Origin of the sequence: Macrococcus brunensis (assembly GCF_022343725.1) — a bacterium.
Lineage (GTDB): Bacteria > Bacillota > Bacilli > Staphylococcales > Staphylococcaceae > Macrococcus > Macrococcus brunensis.
The window spans coordinates 614,943-632,231 of the sequence record NZ_CP092179.1 but is presented as its reverse complement, the minus strand read 5'-3'; the positions used below and the strand labels follow the sequence as shown (position 1 = coordinate 632,231).

Genomic DNA, 17,289 nt, shown 5'->3' with positions numbered 1-17,289 from the left:
TTTCACCTCTATTTCTTCTTGCCACGTCCTGCATTTTTTACAGCTTTCGCTTTGTAGAATGGTTTTTTATTACCATTATTACTGCTGCCGCTTCTGTTATTTCTTCCTTTACCTCGTCCTTTGCCACGAGGTTTACGGTTGTCATCACGACCAGCTTTTTTCTCAGTGCGTATAACTGTACCGCGTGATTTACGTTCAACCTGTCTTGGTTCCATTCCGACGATGCTGAAGTCAATCATGCGCTCATCAATATTGACACTGAGCACTTTAATTTTCACTTTATCGCCAATACGGAAGACTTTACCACCACGTTCTCCGATTAATGCCATCTGGCGTTCATCGAAGTGATAATAGTCATCAGTCATGTTCGTATTATGAACCATACCTTCAATGGTATTCTCGAGTTCCACGAACATTCCGAAGTTCGCAACTGATGAGATGATGCCTTCGAATTCCTCGCCGACATGCTGCAGCATATATTCCGCTTTTTTGAGATCATCTGTATCACGTTCTGCATCTACTGCACGACGTTCACGTTTAGACGTGTGATCACTGATTTCGACAAGCAGATCTTCCCACTTATCCTGTGCAGCATCGTCCATTGATTTTTCAATGAGATATTTACGAATCAGACGATGTACGATCAAGTCAGGATAACGACGGATCGGCGATGTGAAATGGGTATAATACTGGGCTGACAGACCGAAGTGGCCGAGAGACTGCTCAGAATACTTCGCCTGCTGCATGCTGCGAAGCATCAGCGTTGAAATCACCATTTCCTCTGGCTTTCCTTTGATTTCTTTAGCAATGGTCTGGAGTGTTTTCGGATGAATGTTCTCTGTACCACCCCGCACCATGATACCGAAATTCGCGATGAACTCGAAGAAACGTTTAATTTTATCCGCTTTCGGCTCTTCGTGTATACGGTAGATAAAAGGAACTTTCATATGATGGAAGTGTTCAGCAATCGTTTCGTTTGCTGCCAGCATGAACGACTCAATCAGACGTTCACCTTTGCCGCGTTCACGAATCGCTACATCAAATGGCACACCGTCTTCATTGACCAGAATCTTCGCTTCCTTGAAATCGAAGTCAACTTCACCGCGGCGCTTACGCATGGCAGCTAGAATCGTATTCAGTTCCTGTGCATCTTCAATCATCGGAACAATATGAGCATATTTCTCTCGCAGTTCTTTATCTCCATCCAGAATCTCGTTGACATCACTGTAAGTCATACGTTCATCTGAATAGATGGCACTTTGGAATATGTCATGGTTAATGATTTCACCTTGCGGCGTAATCTCCATCTCACAGCTCATCGTCAGACGATCGACCTGCGGATTAAGTGAACAGATACCGTTCGACAGGCGATGCGGAATCATCGGAATCACGCGGTCCACTAAATAGACACTAGTACCACGCTCATAAGCTTCTCTGTCCAGTGCAGAACCTTCTGTCACATAATGACTGACATCAGCAATACTGACTGTCAGAAGATAGTTCTCACCTTTCCGTTCAAGGCTGATGGCATCATCTAAATCTTTTGCGTCAGCGCCGTCTATCGTAATTGTCAGTTTATCTCTTAAATCTCTGCGTCCCTTGATATCTTGAGGACTAATAGCGTCCGGCACACGTTCTGCTTCCTTAATGGCATCTGGTGCGAAATCTATATTGATTCCGTGCTGATAGATGATGGACAGAATATCGACGCCCGGGTCATTTTTATGTCCCAGGATTGCAGTGACATGTCCTTCAGGATTACTGTTGCCGTCAGGGTAAGCAGTCAGTTCGACCAGTACTTTATGCCCTTCAACCGCGCCTAAGTTACGTTTCTTCGGAATGAAGATATCCTGTGTAATCCGTTTATCGTCCGGCAGTACAAAACCGAAGTGCTTTGCTTCCGTATACGTACCTACTACAGTCGTAATCGCGCGGTTGGTAATTTCCTTGATAACGCCTTCTTCACGGCCGTCACGCCCTTTAGAAACTTTGACAAGTACCGTATCCCCGTCCATTGCCTGATTGATCGCATTGGGTGGAATAAAAATATCTTCAATTCCTTCAGTTGTCGGACGCACAAAAGCAAAACCTTTTTTATTCTGACTGACAATCCCCTCAACATACTCAGAGTCAATCAGCATATAACGATCTTCTTTCGTCCGTTTAATTTTTCCTTTTTGTTCTAGTTCAACGAGCATCTTGACGAGTTCCTTGAATTCATCTGCATTAGAAAGCGCAAGCGCCTGCTCGATATCGCTGATTGCAAGTGTCTCGCCTTTTCTTGTTTGTAAAATGTTTAAAATATCTGTTTGTGTCATAGTCTTCCCCTTTCGTTAGTGAGACCATTCCAGCCCTTCTAAAAATGCAAAATAATCATCGAAGAGCTGTTCTTTTTCCTTATCTATAGTAATGACGTGCCCTGAGTTTTCATACCAGTGAATCTCTTTCACGTCACTCGATGACTCCTCGTAAATAATATTAGCAGAGTCCGGATTAATCATTGTATCCAGCCGGCCTTGTGCGACAAAGAGCGGTGCAAAGACATTATCGACTGTTTCACGAACTTTGACGATGGTCTGCTGAAGATCCTCAAGCAGACTGGTCGGATGAAAAGCGGCCATTTCTCTCTCTATCTGCTCAGCATCTTTGCCTTCACGTTTCTTGAATTCTCTGGCATATTCAAGGACGCCTTCAAACATGTTACCGGTTGTCTTGATATACATTGGAGAGCACATTGTAGCGACACTATTGACATCTCTATTCTGAGAAAGTCTAAGTGCAAAATCGCCACCTAAAGAAAGTCCTGCTACAGCAATATCAGTATACCCTTTCTCTTTCAGGAAGTCATAAGCATCAAGCACCTGTCCCCACCAGACATGCGGACTAGAAGCAAGCAGTTCTTCAGGTGGTACGCCATGACCTTCGTAGTGCGGTGCATAACACGTATACCCTTTCTTCTGCAGATAACGCCCTAATTGTCTGACATCAGAAGAGTTGCCTGTAAAGCCATGCAAAAGAAGCACAGCACGTGGGCCTTCCTCAAAGAAAAATGGTTCAGGTAATCGAATTTTCATGATGATAACTCCTTTTAATGTATTAATTCTATTGTATGTGTTTTTAAGTCCTATTCAAAATAAAAAAGCCCGGTGAATCACCGGACTTATCATCTACATGTTGAAATAAGTTAATGCCAGCATAATTAAGAAGAATAATACTGACAGAACAATCGTTGTACGCAGTAAAATTAAGTCGACACCACGTGTCTTCTGTTTGCCGAATAATGTTTCTGCACCGCCACTGATAGCACCAGATAAACCATTACTCTTACCTTCCTGCAGTAAAACAACAGTAATCAATCCGATACAAACGATGACCAATAAAACGGTAAGCACTGTATGCATATAGGGTCCTCCTACTAATAGTCACTTGCCCTATTTTACCATGAAACTCTCAAAATGAAAACACAAAAAGACACGGCGTCCCGTGTCTTTAAGCATGACTATTTATTTAAGTTGTAGAAAGATTTAATGCCTTCAAACTTAGCAGTTTCATATAACTCATCTTCGATACGAAGTAATTGATTGTATTTCGCAATACGGTCTGTTCTTGATAAAGAACCTGTTTTAATCTGACCTGCATTTGTCGCTACAGCGATATCTGCAATTGTTGTATCTTCTGTTTCACCTGAACGGTGAGAAACAACAGCTGTATATCCAGCTTTCTTAGCCATTTCAATCGCTTCGAATGTTTCTGTTAATGTACCAATCTGGTTCACTTTAATGAGGATAGAGTTACCGACACCTTGTTCAATACCACGAGCAAGGATTTCAGTGTTAGTAACGAAGAGATCGTCACCTACAAGTTGTACTTTGTCGCCTAAACGTTCAGTTAAAGCTTTCCAGCCATCCCAGTCGTTTTCATCCATACCATCTTCAATAGAGATGATTGGATATTTGTTAACTAATTCTTCTAAATAATCTACTTGTTCTGCAGAAGAACGTTTCGCGCCGCCTTCGCCTTCAAACTTCGCGTAGTCATAAACACCGTTTTCGTAGAATTCAGAAGCTGCACAGTCAAAGCCAAGGTAAACATCTTGTCCTGGTTCAAGACCTGATTTTTTGATTGCTTCTAAGATTGTTTCAACACCATCTTCTGTTCCTTCGAAACGAGGTGCAAAACCACCCTCATCGCCCACTGAAGTTTCAAGTCCACGTTCTTTTAAGATTGATTTTAAGTTATGGAAGATTTCAGCGCCCCAGCGTAAAGCTTCTTTAAATGTTTCAGCGCCTACTGGTAATACCATAAACTCCTGGAAAGCGATTGGTGCATCTGAGTGAGAACCACCGTTTACAATGTTCATCATTGGAACTGGTAACTGAACACCGTTGAAGCCGCCTAAGTATTTGTATAATGGCTGACCTAAATAGTCAGCAGCTGCACGAGCAACAGCCATAGATACACCTAAAATTGCGTTGGCACCAAGTTTACCTTTGTTCGGCGTGCCGTCTAACGCGATCATCATTTTGTCGATAGACACTTGCTCAAGTACAGAGAATTCACCTTCGATGATTTCTGGAGCAATAATTTCGTTTACATTTTCAACAGCTTTTTCTACACCTTTACCTGAATAGCGTTCTTTATCGCCGTCACGTAATTCAACTGCTTCATGTTCACCAGTTGATGCACCTGATGGTACAAGTGCACGACCAAATGCACCGCTTTCAGTTAATACTTCTACTTCGATTGTCGGATTACCACGTGAGTCAAGGACTTCGCGTGCATATACGTCTGTAATAATTGGCATAGTTAAAACTCCTTTGAATGTATTTTCTCTTATATTATTGAATATTCACTGTATTTAATCAACTAATATCTTTTACTTCTGAATCAGTGATTCTCCAGTCATTTCAGCTGGTTGATCGATATTCATCAGATCAAGTAACGTCGGTGCGAGATCCGCAAGGCGACCACCTTCTCTAAGCGTCATCGTTTCATCTGTGACGATAACCGGAACCGGGTTCGTTGTGTGAGCTGTCATCGGCTGGTCATCCATCGTAATCACTTCATCTGAGTTGCCATGGTCTGCTGTAATAATGGCACGACCACCTTGTTCAATGATCTTGTCCACTACAGTACCCAGGCATTCGTCTACAGCTTCAATCGCTTTGATTGTCGGTTCAAGTTTACCGCTGTGACCGACCATATCCGGATTAGCAAAGTTGAGGATAATCAGATCAAGGTCTTGTTTATCCAGTTCAGCAAGCAGTGCATCTTTGACTTCATAGGCACTCATTTCAGGCTTAAGATCATAAGTTGAGACTTTTGGTGAATTAATCAGTACACGACGCTCTTCAGCGAACTCATCGTTTCGCCCGCCACTCATGAAGTAAGTCACATGCGGATATTTTTCTGTTTCAGCGATACGCAGTTGTTTTTTACCTGCATTCGCCACCACTTCACCGATTGTATTGACCAGATTTTCTTTTTCGAAGACTACATCTGCTTTAATTGTGTCGCTATATTTAGTGAACGTCACAAATTTAATACCGATTAAGCGACGGTCCATTTCAAATCCGACAAATTCTTCGTTCGTATAGACTTCTGATAACTGCGCCGCACGGTCAGGACGGAAGTTGAAGAAAATCATACCATCACCGTCATTGACTCCTGTATTCTCATGTCCCACTTCGTGATCTTTCACAACGAAAGGTACAACGAATTCATCTGTCACACCTTCTGCATAGCTTGCTTTAACACCTTCTGCAGCAGTCTTGTATTCTTTACCTTTACCGTAAGTCATCGCATCGTATGCCAGCTGTTCACGTTCCCAGCGTTTGTCACGGTCCATCGCATAATAACGGCCAGAAACAGAAGCGAACTGTCCGATTCCGAGTTCCTTGAACTTCGCTTCAGTATCTTCAATGTATTGAAGCGCCGTTTCCTGACCGACATCACGACCGTCAAGAAAGGCATGGACGTAGACATGTTCTACGCCTTGCTTTTTAGCCATTTCTAACAGGGCAAAGAGATGATGATAATGACTGTGTACGCCGCCATCAGATAACAGTCCCATTAAGTGCAGAACGCTGTCATGTTCTTTAACGTGCTTCATCGCATCGAGCAGTACCTGATTCTCAAAAAAGTCGCCATCTTCAATCGATTTATTGATACGCGTCAAAGACTGATAGACGATTCGACCAGCACCGATATTCAGATGTCCTACTTCAGAGTTACCCATCTGACCCTCAGGCAGTCCAACATCAAGACCTGAAGCTTTCAGCTGATTATGCGGGTACTTGTTGAAGTAGCGATCAAAATTAGGTTTATGCGCTTGCTTAACAGCGTTCCCTTTGATTTCGTCTCGATTAGCAAAACCATCTAAAATGATAAGCGCTGTTGGTTGAGTCATTATTTTGCACCTTCTAACAATTTAACGAATGAATCTACTTCAAGAGAAGCACCACCGACTAAAGCTCCGTCGATATCAGGCTGTGCCATATATTCTTTAACATTGTCAGGTTTTACAGAACCACCATACTGAATACGCACTGCTTCAGCTGCTTCTTTAGAGAGGTCTTTCTCTACAACTGAACGTACGAACTGACAACTGTCCTGTGCATCCTGTGATGTTGCCGATTTGCCTGTTCCGATTGCCCAGATAGGTTCGTAGGCAATTACAGCCTGTTTAACCTTCTCTTCAGTAAAACCTTTAAGTGCTGCAGAAACCTGTTTAGAGATGACTGTTTCAAACTCTTTTCCTTCACGCTGCTCTAACGTTTCACCGACACAGATAATCGGTGTCATATCATTTTTGAAAACAGCAAGCGCTTTTTTATTCACATCTTCATCTGTTTCGTGGAAGTACTCACGACGTTCTGAGTGACCAAGCACAACGTATTTAACGCCTAAGTCTTTAAGCGCAGCTGGACTCGTTTCTCCTGTGAATGCACCACTTTCTTCGAAGTAAGCATTTTGTGCCCCGATATTTAATCCTTCAACGTTCGCACTTACAAGCGCATCCAGCTGGATAGCAGGCGCACATATTACAGTATCTACTTCTTCTGCAGAAGGTAACTGCGGTAAGTTCTGAACGAAATCTTTAGCTTCCGCTACTGTTTTATTCATCTTCCAGTTACCTGCAATAATTGGTTTTCTCATTATTAAACACTCCTATTTATCTGAAATCGATTTAATACCTGGTAATTCTTTACCTTCTAAATACTCAAGCGACGCGCCGCCACCTGTAGAAATGTGCGTAAATTTGTCAGCGAAGCCGAGTTCCATTGCTGCTGCTGCAGAATCGCCACCACCGATAATCGTTGTCGCTCCTTCTAAGTTCGCAATGGCCTCACAAACACCGATTGTACCTTGAGCGAAATTGCTCATTTCAAACACACCCATCGGCCCGTTCCATACAACTGTTTTAGCCCCTTCAAGCTGTTCTTTGAAAAGTTCTACTGTTTTAGAGCCAATGTCCAGTCCCATTTTATCTGCTGGAATTTCGTCTACTGATACTTCCTGAATATCGCCTTCATTCGAGAATTCAGCATTGATTTTCGCATCTACTGGCAGAACAATCTTACCTTCTCCGCGTTCTAATAAATCTTTAGCAAGTTCAATTTTATCTTCTTCCAGTAAAGATTTACCGATTTCTTTTCCTTGTGCTTTAAAGAACGTATACGCCATGCCGCCACCGATCAGAACTTTATCCGCTACTTGTAACAGATTCTCGATCACACCGATTTTATCTGATACTTTTGCACCACCTAAAATCGCGACGAACGGACGCTCAGGATTTTCTACAACGCCACCGATGAACTTGATTTCTTTTTCCATCAGGAAGCCGGCAGCTGATTCTAAATGAGCGGCGATTCCTACGTTAGAGGCATGCTCACGGTGAGCAGTACCGAAAGCATCATTAACGAATACATCGCCAAGAGATGCCCAGTATTGACCGAGTTCAGGATCATTTTTACTTTCTTTTTTACCATCAACGTCTTCAAATCGTGTATTTTCAACTAAGAATACATCGCCAGGTGTGAGATTCTGAATAGAAGCTTCTAATTTTTCACCACGCGTGACGTTCGTAAATCCGACTTCTGTACCAAGTAACTCAGCTAAACGACGTGCAACAGGTTGAAGTGATAATTTTTCTTTGTCTTCTTCTGTTTTTACTTTACCTAAATGAGAGAAAATAACAGGAATACCGCTTTGCTCAATGATGTATTTAATAGTAGGTAACGCTTCAACGATACGATTGTCATTCGTGATTTCGCCGTCTTTCATAGGGACGTTAAAATCTGCTCTAACCAGAACCTTTTTATCTTTCAATTCTAAATCTGAAACAATCTTCTTTGCCATTACTATTCCTCCTCAAAATTGGTGTCAGTATCAGTATAACAATTTATTAGAAAAAAATAAGCAGGAGAAGCGTATCTTCTCCTGCTTACGCTTAACTAGATTAAGCTTGCTGTGCTTGTTCAGCTAAATGTTGTAAAGTACGAACTAATTGAGCAGTGTAACTCATTTCGTTGTCATACCATGAAACTGTTTTAACCATTTGGTGTTCACCGACAGTCATAACACGAGTCTGTGTCGCATCAAATAATGAACCGTAAGTGATACCAATGATGTCAGAAGATACGATTTGGTCTTCTGTGTAACCAAATGATTCATTAGATGCTTCTTTCATTGCCTGGTTGATTTCTTCAACCGTTACTTCTTTTTCTAAGATAGTTGTTAACTCAGTGATAGAACCTGTTGCTACTGGTACACGTTGTGCTGATCCATCTAATTTACCTTTTAATTCAGGGATAACTAAACCGATCGCTTTAGCAGCACCTGTTGAGTTAGGGACGATGTTCTGTGCAGCTGCACGCGCACGACGGAAGTCACCTTTAGCATGTGGTGCATCAAGTGTATTCTGGTCACCAGTGTATGCGTGAACTGTCATCATTAAACCTTCAATGATGCCGAATTTATCATTTAAAGTTTGAGCCATTGGTGCTAAACAGTTTGTTGTACAAGAAGCACCTGAAACGATTTCTTCAGAACCGTCTAAAATGTCATGGTTAACGTTGTATACAACTGTTTTAAGATCACCAGTTGCCGGTGCTGAGATTAATACTTTTTTAGCGCCTGCTTTAATGTGCGCTTGTGCTTTTTCTTCACTTGTGTAGAAACCTGTACATTCTAATACGACATCAATACCAAGGTCTCCCCATGGAAGTTCTTCTGCTTTAGGGTTAGCATATGATTTGATTACACGACCATTGACAAGGAAACCACCTTCAACGACACGTACTTCCTCTTTGAAGCGGCCTTGTGTTGTATCGTATTTTAAAAGATGTGCAAGCATATCGTCATCTGTCAGATCATTTACTGCTACGACTTCGATATCTTTTACTTCTTGTAATCTTCTGAATGCTAAACGACCGATACGTCCAAAACCGTTGATTGCTACTTTAACTGCCATGAATAATGGCCTCCTTTTAATTTATATTATTGTCAAAGGCAAATGCCTTTAATAACTGTTTTGCTACTGCTTCATCTGTAATAAGTGTTGTCTGTTTCGGTGCATTTTTTAAATAGGCTGCAATCGCATCGACTTTACTGCTCCCACCTGCCACTGCAATAATATGTTTCTTATTGATGACATCCTCGTGCTGCAGACCAATTGTTCGCACCTTATACACAATATTACCCTTTTTATCAAAATAGTAACCAAAAGCTTCACCGACTGCTTCATTTTCAAGCAGTAATTTCTGAATATCTGAATCGGTTTTTCTTCTGACTGCCATTTTAGCTGCGTTACCGATACCATGAACCACGATATCTGCTGATCTAATCTGATTGAGCACTGAACGTATTGAAGGTTCTTCAATCAAGTTCCGATAAGTCTGTTCACTGACTTGATCCGGCACATAAAGAGCCTCATAATGACCACCTGTTGATTCCGCCATTTTAGCGACGATAAAGTTAGCCTGATGAATCATATCTTCACCAAGACCCCCTCTTGCAGGTGTAAAGGTGACATCATATGGAACATGTGCAAGATGGCTCGCCATACTCGCTGTACTGGATCCTCCAGTAACCGTTACTTTCGTATCCGGTCCGAGCAATGACTGGAGATAACGGCCCGCTTCAACTCCGAGATTAATCGAAGTTTCCTGACTGTCATCTGCATCACCTTTAACAACAATCAATTTTCTGATGCCTGTCAGTTTACCGATTTCTGCTGCAAGAGCAGACAAATCATTGTAAACTTCCATATGCCCTGAGAGTAACGTTAAAACTTCCAGCCCTTCAGTCGTAATGGTCATGCCTTTAGGATGAATATCTATCAGATGTTCAGCTTTAAGGCTCTCAACATCACTTCTTAAAGTCCTTTCAGTCTGATGGAGTCGCTCTGCTAAAGCACGTCTGCCAATAGGCTGTTCAAGATGAATCATAGACAGTACATTGAAACGACGTTGCATTTTTTCAATCAAATCTGGAACCAGTCTCTGTTGAACGGCGAAAATTTGATCCATTCGACTTCCTCCAACTTAATGAGACATAAAACGTCCCAGTTGGGACAAAGTATGTTACACCTATATGTTAGCAAGATAAACTTTTATTTGCAAGAAATAACCTCGAACAATATTTAATATTGTTCGAGGTTTTCAGTTACTGTGACAAAATCAATGATTCCTTCCTGCACTACTTTATCCTGATAAGTCAGAACCGGTACACGTATCTGGTAGGCCATCATTAATTCATCGTCTTCAATTATATCAATTTCTTCATATGTGATATCTAAATCTACAAACTCAAGTTGTCGTTTTGCTTCTTCACATAAAGAGCAGTTCGGCTGAGTATATAATTTTAATTCATATTTATGCTTTGCCATAAACCCAGTCCTTCAAGCGGTTATTTTCGCAGCAGAGATGGTAGCCTTCCTCATAGTCAGGATTTTTAAGCATTTCTTCAAGTTCAAGTCGTCCTTCTTCTGTAATTTCTATATCCTTAAGAACCACAAGATCATCAACAATTACTTCACCAGAAATAAATCCATCTTTTTTCATTTCAATAAAAGACTCTTTAATCAAGTCTGTATCAATCCAGCCAAAGAAATTTGCAAGTACAGTACCTTTCTTAAGTTCATATAAAATGATAAATTTTAAACGGTCTTTTATCATATGGCTGTCCTCCTAGAATCTATTAGCTCATATATACCCTATTATTCAGTGATATATACAAAAAAATCTGCCGCAAAAGACAGATTTTTTAATACTAAAATATGAACGCCCTCGGAGGGAATCGAACCCCCATTTCAAGAACCGGAATCTTACGTGTTATCCATTACACCACGAGGGCAAGTAAGTTATATTATAGCGTGTATTGTTATATATTTAAATATGAAATAATACAAGTCTTACATCTCATTAAAAATAAGCTCTATCTTTTGACTATTTTTGACCATCTATAGTATATTATTATCAAACCTTAAAGGAGGATTTATTTATGAATTTAATTCCAACAGTTATTGAATCTACTAACCGCGGTGAACGCGCATATGACATCTACTCTCGCCTTCTGAAAGACCGTATCATCATGCTCGGTTCTCAGATTGACGACAACGTTGCTAACTCTATCGTTTCTCAATTATTATTCTTACAGGCGCAGGATGCTGAAAAAGATATCTACCTTTATATTAACTCGCCAGGCGGCAGTGTGACTGCAGGTATGGCAATCTACGATACAATGCAGCACATTAAGCCAGATGTTCAGACCATCTGTATCGGTATGGCTGCTTCGATGGGTTCATTCTTACTCGCTGCAGGTGCGAAAGGTAAACGTTTTGCACTTCCTAATGCAGAAGTGATGATCCACCAGCCACTTGGTGGTGCACAAGGTCAGGCGACTGAGATTGAAATCGCTGCCCGTCATATCTTAAAGACACGTGAAAAATTAAATCGTATTCTTTCAGAACGTACAGGTCAACCGATTGAAAAAATCGAGAAAGATACAGATCGCGATAATTTCTTAAGCGCTGAAGAAGCAAAAGAATATGGTCTGATTGATGACGTAATGCATCCAACAGCAGACGAAAAATAGAATTTTAGTTTAGCACTGAGCAAATGCTCAGTGCTTTTTTATTTACATTAACTTTACATATAATTTACAAGAATAGTCTTTTAGCTTTACATTTTACTGATAAATTTAGAATGTAATTTTAATTTAGGAGGATTCATTGTGAAATCATTTAATAAAGTTATTGCTTCATCTGTAATTGCAGGTCTTTTCTTATCATCAATGCCAACTTCTACTGGTGTACATACTGTAGAAGCTGCTACGAAGAAAGTAACTCCATGTAGCCAGCAGAAAACACCTAAAAACATCATCTTCATGATTGGTGATGGTATGGGTCCTTCATTTACTACTGCTCACCGTTATATGATGGATAACCCGACAACTAAAAGAATGGATCTTGTATCATTCGACCATTATTTAGTAGGTACTCAACGTACTATCGCTGAAGACGATCACGAAAACATCACTGACTCTGCTTCTGCTGCTACAGCAATGAGTGCTGGTGTTAAGACTTATAACAACGCTATTGCTGTTGATAACAACAAAGCCGAAGTTAAGACAGTTCTTGAACGCTCTAAAGAAGTCGGTAAATCAACTGGTTTAGTTGCAACTTCAGAAGTAACACACGCAACTCCAGCTGCATACGGTGCACACGATGAATCTCGTAAAAACATGCCAGCTATCGCTGATGATTACTATGATGAAATGGTTAACGGTAAACATAAAGTAGATATCATCCTCGGTGGTGGTAAAGATTACTTCCAACGTAAAGACAGAAACTTAATCAAAGAATTCAAAAATGATGGTTACAAATATGTTGGTAATAAAAAAGGTTTATTAAAAGCAGCGTCTAACTCTAAAGATAAGCAGATCCTTGGTTTATTCTCACCAGGTGGTATGCCTAAAATGATCGACCGGGATGCTAACATGCCTTCATTAAAAGACATGACTAAAACAGCTATCAAAAAATTAGACACAAACAAAAAAGGGTTCTTCTTAATGGTAGAAGGTTCTCAAATTGACTGGGCAGGTCACGCTAATGACGTAACTGGTGCAATGAGCGAAATGAGAGACTTTGACTTAGCATTCCAAGAAGCAATCAACTTTGCTAAAAAAGACTGTAACACTTTAGTAATCGCTACAGCTGACCACTCTACTGGTGGTTTCTCAATCGGTGCTAACGGTATCTACAACTGGTTCACTCAACCAATCAAACAAATGAAACATACACCTGAATACTTACGTGCTCAATTAATGAAAGACGGCGCTAACGTAGAAGAAATCATTAAAGCAAATGTTGGCTTTGAATTAAAAGCAGAAGAAATGGCAGCTATCAAAGATGCTGTTGCTGCTAAAGATGCTACTAAAATCGAAAATGCGATTGAAGCACCTGTCAATGCTCGCAGCTTAACTGGCTGGACTACTGGTGGTCATACTGGTGAAGACGTAAACGTATATGGTTACGGTCCATCAAGCAGCTTATGGAGAGGTAACATCGAGAATACAGACAACGCTAAACAAATCTTCAAGCTGATTAAATAATCAATATTTAAAAAGCCCTCTATTGAAGTAATAGAGGGCTATTTCTTTTTAAAGGAGTATTATGATGCAAAAGTATTTATACATATTGCTCGCGGCGGGATTACTTACAGGCTGCGCTCAAAAAGATGATTCTACAAGCAAACAGGATCAACTGTCAACTGAAGAAAAAGCGACTTCTGAAACAACAGAACAACCTTCTACCGAGGAAAAAACAAAGAAAACACAGGAAGAAGATATTCATGACCATGAAGACAAAGCCTTCAAGGATACTGAAAGTCTGAAGCCGGGCGTTAAAAAAACATATCCGATGACTAAACTGACAATAGAAACAATCGATAAGACGATAAAAGTCAAAGATAACGATACTGTTTTATACACAGAAGATACAGGACATGGTATTCCTACTAAACCAGCAGGAGAAGGCCAGGAATTTCATGCCATTCTCGATGTGAAGTTCGACAATATGACAATGTACATGCTGGAAAACGGTACTTTTATCACTGCAGATCCTAAACATGTTGATGTTATCAAGACAGGTGATAACGAAAACAAGTATCCAGTATTTAAAATGCATGAAGATGATCAGAAATATTTAAACTCTCTGGATAAAAAAGATCCTAAATATCAGGATTACGTGAAGTATGCCAATAGTTTTGGTAAAAGACAATATGACTATAAACGTGAGATGCTCATGCATACCGCTATTCATTCTGTTAACAATAAAACACCAGGTAGTCTGACGATTCCAGAAGAACACTTCAAGCCTTTCGATGTCTTTAGAAAAGAAGAATAACAGATGCTTCGGCATCTGTTATTTTTTTAGGTCTATTTGTTCACCACTTCTAAGTTTCTCTGCTATTTCGTCTAACTTTCTTAACCGATGATTAACGCCGGACTTCGAAATCACGCCTGTTGAGACCATTTCTCCTAACTCTTTGAGAGAGATATCCTGGTGGATAATACGCAGTTTAGCAATTTCACGTAAACGGTCCGGCAATTCTTCCAGTCCAATCTCCTGCTCAATCAATTCTATATTCTCAACCTGTCTCATCGCTGCACTAATAGTTTTATTCAGATTAGCCGTCTCACAGTTTACGAGTCGATTAACTGAATTACGCATATCCCGCACGATACGTACATCCTCAAATTTAAGGAGTGCCTGGTATCCCCCAATCAGACTTAAGAAGTCAGAAATCTTCTCCGCTTCTTTCATATAGGAAATGTAGCCTTTTTTACGTTCCAATGTTTTGGCGTTTAACTGATACTCATTCATCAGTTTCGTTAAGTCACGTGAATGACTTTCATATAACGAGAAAATCTCCAGATGATAAGACGAAGTTTCAGGGTTGTTGACTGATCCTCCCGCCAGAAAAGCTCCTCTTAAGTAACTTCTCTTACAGCAGTCATTTTTGACAAGGTGATCTTCTATCTCATGTGTAAAGCTGCCGTCCACAAGTATTCCGAGTTCTCCCAGGATATCTTTAGCTTTTGTCTTGATTCTACAGATATAGACATTGTTTTTCTTCAGCTTCATCTTTTTGCGGACCAGGAGCTCGATTTCAACTCCAAATATCTTTTTAATCAAAGAAAATACGCGGCGTGCTATCGCTGCATTTTCTGATTGAACATTGATCACCCATTCACGGTTTGAAATACTTAAGTTACCATTCATGCGAATGAGTGCTGCAAGCTCCGCCTTGCTACAGCAGTCATCTGCTTCTATTCTTGTCAGTTCATTTTTCATCTCAGATGCAAATGACACGTTACTCTTCCTTTCTATTCATCTACCTGAATTGTACTTACTTCAGATAGAACCAGTTCATAGATCATTTCTGCAAGGACACAGTTATCGTGACGCACTGCATAATCCTCATTGACGAGGACCAGATGATCATCAGTCAATATTTCGATACCTTGTGCTTCAATTTTCTCTGTATCACAATGGACGAAAGCAGAATTCCGGCGTTCATAATTTGAGGATATCTTTTCATTCAATGTCTTTTGATTCGCAATGACAAACTGAATGAAACTCGCTCCGACGTGCTTATGAATTGCATTGATGTGATCAGAAACCGTGTAATCTGTTGTTTCTCCTGGCTGCGTCATGATGTTCGACACATACAGTTTTTTAGCTGTGCTTTTGATAAGTGCTTCTGCTATCTCATGCAAGAGTATATTAGGCATAATACTCGTATAAAGACTGCCTGGACCCATTACGATTAAATCAGCATCATACAGCGCTTCTACTGCTTCAGCCATTGGTTGTATTTTAGCAGGTGTCAAAAAGACATGATCAATTCTTTTATTTTTGGTCGGTATCAATGACTCTCCGACTACGATTTCGCCATCTTCCATTACCGCATTTAAAATAGGACTTGTATTAGTAGAAGGAATAACCGTTCCTTTAACATTCAGTATTTTACTTAGCTCTCTTACTGCATGACCGAAGTCATCAGTAATATCAGTCATCGCTGCCAGCATGAGATTACCGACGGGATGTCGCCCCAGATTATCAGAATCAAATCGATATTGGAACAGTTTTTCAAGTAACGGCTCGACATCGCTTAAAGCCGCCAGGACATTGCGAATATCTCCGGGTGCTGGTATATTCATCTCATTCCTTATTTTCCCGGTGCTTCCTCCGTCATCAGCTACAGTCACAATAGCCGTGATATCAACTGGGTAAGCCTTTAGACCACGAGCAAGAACAGACAGACCTGTCCCTCCTCCGATCAGACAAATTCTAAGCCTTCTCATTGATCTTACCTTCTATCATCGCATCACGGTGAGATGTACTGAGTTCAAAATCAAAGAATTCCTTTAAATCATGACTGATTCTTTCTGCGAGAGCCACTGAGCGGTGCTGTCCTCCTGTACAACCAATTGCGATGACGACTTGTGACTTTCCTTCCCGCATATAGCCGGGCATGATGAACTTCAGCAAGTCCATCAGTTTATTATAGAATATAGTCGTCTCCTTCCATTTCATCACATAATCATAAACTGACGCATCCAATCCAGTTAATGGTCTTAGCGTCTCGATATAGTAAGGGTTCGGCAGGAATCTGACATCAAATACAAGATCTGCATCTATCGGAATCCCGTGCTTGAACCCGAAGCTCATGACATTAATCTTAAAGATATTGTCTTTGCCATTATTAAAAAGCTCTAGTATATGACTGCGAAGTGCCTTAGGCTTCATTTCTGTAGTATCTATCATATGAGTGGCCATGCCACGTAAATCTGCCAGCATTTGACGTTCCTGCTGAATAGCTGGCAGCGGCGAACCCCCTTCTGATAAAGGATGATTACGTCGCGTTTCTTTATAACGTGTGACGAGGACACGGTCTTTTGCATCTAAATAAAGAATCTGGACGACAATATCCGTTAGATTCGTCACTTGCTGCAGTTCATTTGATAAGTTGTCGAAGAAATCTTTACCTCTTAAATCGATGCCGATCGCCACTTTAGATAGTGAATCATTGTTTTCATGCATCAGTTCTACAATCTTAGGCAGTAAGATAGGCGGCAAATTATCAATGCAGAAATAACCCAGGTCCTCCAGACTCTGGATTGCTACCGATTTACCTGCCCCGCTCATACCTGTCACTACAATCAGTTTTTTAATGCCTTCTTCTGAGTTCAAGCCGTCCCCTCCTTATTTATTCATTT

17 protein-coding genes and 1 tRNA gene are annotated in these 17,289 nt (G+C 40.6%); 3 read left to right on the top strand and 15 right to left on the bottom strand.

Going from position 1 to position 17,289, the window contains the following annotated elements:
* Nucleotides 1–8: 8 nt before the first annotated feature.
* The 12 genes from rnr to MGG13_RS03325 form a co-directional block, all read right to left on the bottom strand.
* Complete coding sequence (gene rnr, locus MGG13_RS03380; protein ID WP_239035374.1) at nucleotides 9–2,318, bottom strand: ribonuclease R; 2,310 nt, start codon at nucleotides 2,316–2,318, stop codon at nucleotides 9–11.
* Between the two features lie 15 nt (nucleotides 2,319–2,333).
* Complete coding sequence (locus MGG13_RS03375; RefSeq protein WP_133430793.1) at nucleotides 2,334–3,074, bottom strand: alpha/beta hydrolase; 741 nt, start codon at nucleotides 3,072–3,074, stop codon at nucleotides 2,334–2,336.
* Between the two features lie 93 nt (nucleotides 3,075–3,167).
* On the bottom strand, nucleotides 3,168–3,401 hold the full coding sequence (secG, locus tag MGG13_RS03370) for a preprotein translocase subunit SecG (protein ID WP_133430794.1): 234 nt from the start codon (nucleotides 3,399–3,401) through the stop codon (nucleotides 3,168–3,170).
* A gap of 98 nt (nucleotides 3,402–3,499) precedes the next feature.
* Nucleotides 3,500–4,804, bottom strand: coding sequence for a surface-displayed alpha-enolase (gene eno / locus MGG13_RS03365; RefSeq protein ID WP_133430795.1), 1,305 nt, complete (start codon nucleotides 4,802–4,804; stop codon nucleotides 3,500–3,502).
* A 72-nt stretch (nucleotides 4,805–4,876) separates the two neighbouring features.
* A complete protein-coding gene (gene gpmI, locus MGG13_RS03360; protein ID WP_239035664.1) occupies nucleotides 4,877–6,412 on the bottom strand; it encodes a 2,3-bisphosphoglycerate-independent phosphoglycerate mutase in 1,536 nt (511 codons plus the stop codon).
* Nucleotides 6,409–7,158, bottom strand: coding sequence for a triose-phosphate isomerase (gene tpiA, locus MGG13_RS03355; protein ID WP_239035373.1), 750 nt, complete (start codon nucleotides 7,156–7,158; stop codon nucleotides 6,409–6,411). The genes gpmI and tpiA overlap by 4 nt, the downstream gene beginning before the upstream one ends.
* Before the next feature lie 12 nt (nucleotides 7,159–7,170).
* On the bottom strand, nucleotides 7,171–8,361 hold the full coding sequence (locus MGG13_RS03350) for a phosphoglycerate kinase (protein ID WP_239035372.1): 1,191 nt from the start codon (nucleotides 8,359–8,361) through the stop codon (nucleotides 7,171–7,173).
* A 100-nt stretch (nucleotides 8,362–8,461) separates the two neighbouring features.
* A complete protein-coding gene (gap, locus tag MGG13_RS03345; RefSeq protein WP_239035371.1) occupies nucleotides 8,462–9,475 on the bottom strand; it encodes a type I glyceraldehyde-3-phosphate dehydrogenase in 1,014 nt (337 codons plus the stop codon).
* A 16-nt stretch (nucleotides 9,476–9,491) separates the two neighbouring features.
* Complete coding sequence (locus tag MGG13_RS03340; protein WP_239035370.1) at nucleotides 9,492–10,532, bottom strand: sugar-binding transcriptional regulator; 1,041 nt, start codon at nucleotides 10,530–10,532, stop codon at nucleotides 9,492–9,494.
* Nucleotides 10,533–10,645: 113 nt separating this feature from the next.
* Nucleotides 10,646–10,891, bottom strand: a complete 246-nt coding sequence (locus MGG13_RS03335; protein ID WP_239035369.1) for a glutaredoxin family protein — start codon at nucleotides 10,889–10,891, stop codon at nucleotides 10,646–10,648.
* Nucleotides 10,878–11,180 (bottom strand): hypothetical protein, encoded by a 303-nt coding sequence (locus MGG13_RS03330; protein WP_239035368.1) that lies wholly within the window; start codon nucleotides 11,178–11,180, stop codon nucleotides 10,878–10,880. Before MGG13_RS03330 ends, MGG13_RS03335 begins: the two co-directional genes overlap by 14 nt.
* Before the next feature lie 106 nt (nucleotides 11,181–11,286).
* A tRNA-Arg gene (locus MGG13_RS03325) sits at nucleotides 11,287–11,358 on the bottom strand.
* 147 nt (nucleotides 11,359–11,505) lie between these two features.
* Between MGG13_RS03325 and clpP the strand changes: the two genes are divergently transcribed.
* From clpP to MGG13_RS03310, 3 genes are all read left to right on the top strand, one after another.
* Nucleotides 11,506–12,099, top strand: a complete 594-nt coding sequence (clpP, locus tag MGG13_RS03320) for an ATP-dependent Clp endopeptidase proteolytic subunit ClpP (protein ID WP_239035367.1) — start codon at nucleotides 11,506–11,508, stop codon at nucleotides 12,097–12,099.
* Between the two features lie 138 nt (nucleotides 12,100–12,237).
* Nucleotides 12,238–13,617 (top strand): alkaline phosphatase, encoded by a 1,380-nt coding sequence (locus MGG13_RS03315; protein ID WP_338041222.1) that lies wholly within the window; start codon nucleotides 12,238–12,240, stop codon nucleotides 13,615–13,617.
* A gap of 64 nt (nucleotides 13,618–13,681) precedes the next feature.
* Nucleotides 13,682–14,410, top strand: a complete 729-nt coding sequence (locus tag MGG13_RS03310; RefSeq protein ID WP_239035366.1) for a hypothetical protein — start codon at nucleotides 13,682–13,684, stop codon at nucleotides 14,408–14,410.
* Between the two features lie 18 nt (nucleotides 14,411–14,428).
* On the opposite strand, the gene whiA is transcribed toward MGG13_RS03310, so the two are convergent.
* From whiA to rapZ, 3 genes are read right to left on the bottom strand one after another with little or no spacing between them, the layout of a single operon-like run.
* Nucleotides 14,429–15,379 carry a DNA-binding protein WhiA gene (gene whiA / locus MGG13_RS03305; RefSeq protein WP_133430805.1) on the bottom strand — a complete coding sequence of 317 codons (951 nt, stop codon included), beginning with the start codon at nucleotides 15,377–15,379 and terminating at the stop codon, nucleotides 14,429–14,431.
* Between the two features lie 14 nt (nucleotides 15,380–15,393).
* Nucleotides 15,394–16,374 (bottom strand): gluconeogenesis factor YvcK family protein, encoded by a 981-nt coding sequence (locus tag MGG13_RS03300; RefSeq protein ID WP_133430806.1) that lies wholly within the window; start codon nucleotides 16,372–16,374, stop codon nucleotides 15,394–15,396.
* Entirely contained in the window at nucleotides 16,361–17,263 is a 903-nt protein-coding gene (rapZ, locus tag MGG13_RS03295; protein ID WP_133430807.1) for an RNase adapter RapZ, read from the bottom strand. The genes MGG13_RS03300 and rapZ overlap by 14 nt, the downstream gene beginning before the upstream one ends.
* Between the last annotated feature and the right edge of the window lie 26 nt (nucleotides 17,264–17,289).